Source organism: Serratia sp. ASV30, assembly GCF_016428815.1.
GTDB lineage: Bacteria > Pseudomonadota > Gammaproteobacteria > Enterobacterales > Enterobacteriaceae > Chania > Chania fonticola_C.
Genome location: NZ_JAELTL010000126.1, coordinates 1 through 2,502, shown reverse-complemented (window position 1 = coordinate 2,502; position 2,502 = coordinate 1). Strand labels below are relative to the sequence as shown.

Here is a 2,502-nt window from a genome sequence, read left to right as displayed (position 1 = left end):
ATCTCATTTGGATTCATTCCGATAGACACGTAACTCAGGACTTCTTTTTGTCTCGATGTAATTATTGAGAATGGATCGTATTTTAGAGATAACGATGCATCAGGGTTTATCGATGTTTTTTTTAATACGTTCTCAGTCAATTCAATTAACCTGCTGCCGCATTGATGTCGGTAATAAATTTTTTCAGTTCCATGATCTACGGTATGATTTTTACTGGTGGAGCCAATAATGATTAGCTTATCGTGAAAGCGTCTATCTAACACACATATCGGGGCAATCGTTGCAGGATAACCTGTTGCCCAAAGTATGATATCAGCGATAGAATATTCTGCTTTATCACTTGTAAAGATCAATTTAATATCTTTAGCATGAAAATGCGATTGCAATATCAGTTTAATACCAGCAACAAATACTTGATTTATATCAATGATAAGGACTTTTAGTTTACGAGTCATAGCATATCCGCCTGTGGTTTAAGAATGAGTTTTGTCAAAAATCGTGGGTCTTCAGGAAATAAACCATGCGCCTCTTGACGTATACGATTGTGTGATTCGGTATCCTGTTGGTATTGCATGATACTTAACCAAGTGGCATAAACATTTTTATCAATACGGCGAGAAAGATAGTCTTGTGCCCAATAGCTATATTCTTCTAGCAGAAGTGGATCTTGAGTTCGGTTAAAGACCAGCAAGGAATGCATATATTTATCGTAATACCAACGTTCAGTATTAACCCAGGGATCAAATTTTATGGCTTGGCGTGCTGGTTCGATATCGACCAAGTGATTACGTTCGGCAAAAGTTAACGTCAGGTTGGCATAGAGGGCACCGCCTACTAGCACTAAGATCCCCAGAGATATCGCCGGGATCGCACCACCAAGAAATGCACTTATTTCTGGTGACAATGAACGCCGCTCGGCAACCGAACTAACACGACGATCCAACTGGGCCAATAACAGCAAAAATATCGTCCAATGTGCGGCTGAAAGCGCAAAAGGATATTCCGTTTGGGTATGCAGTAATATAGGAATCAGTACGCATATCAGCGCGATGTTGAGGCCAGCAGTCTGTTGATTTAACCCTTGAGCTTGGAGACTTTGCTTCCATGCTCGCAAGGCAAGGCTTATACCCGCCCAAATTAGCGTTAACAACCCGGCGGCAGCGACGATGCCCCCTTCTACCCACCAGAGCAGCACCTCATTATGAGGATGCCGAACAACCCCAAGGCCCGACGTTGAGAATCCCCTAGCCAACCGATAGAGTTGAAAACTATATTCGAACCCCCCATAACCCCAGCCTAACCAGGGTTTTTCGGTTATCATCTTTAGAGTATCGCGTAGCATTATCAGGCGGGCATGAGTCGATGCCGTATGCTCAATGTTTTCAACACCGCCCCCGAGTTGGAAAATCACCGCCAAAGCCGCAGCAACTACAATTAAACCTGATGCAATCGCGGCTTGCTTCTTGTCCGTTCTGTATCCTAGTAGCAACAGCAAGACACTCGCAACTCCTCCTCCCAGCCAGCCAATCCGCGACTGTAACCATACTAATAGAGTAGAAAACAGGAACAACAATAACCCTAAGAAGTATTTTCTGAATCGCTCCGATGTTTTGCAAGCCCACGCAAATCTGGGTAACAAGAATAACAGTAATGCCAGCGAGAGCCCGGTGGCGATAAAACTGGCTAACACGTTTACCTGTTGAAATACGCCATAAGGACGGTTGTGCACTATAGGGTAAGAGAGCCAGCGGGGAATGTAATCTGATGCGAAAAACTGCATCAGGCTGACGAATGCTTGAAAGGTGACTGCCGCCAAAACGCCATACAACAGCCACGAATGCCAACGGTGTGGCAGACCATATTGTAGCCATGATAGATAAAAAATCATGCCAGCCGCCAACCCAAGCCAACGAGAAAATGCCTCTTCACGCCACTGTGATGCGGTATACAGCAGCGGGATAGCCAAAATTAATACGCCCAATAACAACCAGCGGGACGTTACAGTGAATCGTATGACTTTCCGTGCAGGCATAGCTAACCAAATGATTGTGATTATCGCGGCAACCACCCCCCAGGTTATAATATTTTGAGGTGGTTTCAGTCCACTACCCCCCATATTGGGCAAGTAAAGAGGCATAATTAATATCAGCCAAAATAACAGCATCCCAAGAGGCAACACACAGCGGTTACGGCTACGGAAACGTCGATGTATTGAGAATTTCTGATGATAATACATATAGCTACCTAGCCTTATTCATATTTTCTGCTTTTTATCTTCAAGCTGAAATTGACAGATAATATTTTCAACTATTTAAGTTAAAATAAAATTCCATTTAGTTTTAATGACTTAGCGCGGTAAAAAACAATTACCCCAATCAGAGGATTTAATACTGGCTTTGATTCATATCAGTGAAATCTCTGAAAAAAAAACCATTTCATAACATTTTGTGAATTGTTATGTCTGTCTCTTATACACATCTGACGCTGCCGACGATGCCAACT

At 43.0% G+C, this 2,502-nt stretch carries 2 protein-coding genes; both read right to left on the bottom strand.

The features are described from left to right. On the bottom strand, positions 1-455 hold a 455-nt coding region (locus tag JHD74_RS25585; protein WP_199063854.1), incomplete at its 3' end, for a hypothetical protein. After that, entirely contained in the window at positions 452-2,236 is a 1,785-nt protein-coding gene (locus JHD74_RS25580) for a PglL family O-oligosaccharyltransferase (RefSeq protein ID WP_199063853.1), read from the bottom strand. The genes JHD74_RS25580 and JHD74_RS25585, both read right to left, overlap by 4 nt. Positions 2,237-2,502: the final 266 nt, after the last annotated feature.

What these genes read in the sequence shown, in the direction of transcription:
- JHD74_RS25580 (WP_199063853.1), bottom strand. Translation starts at nt 2,236, where the DNA reads ATGTATTATCATCAGAAATTCTCAATACATCGACGTTTCCGTAGCCGT.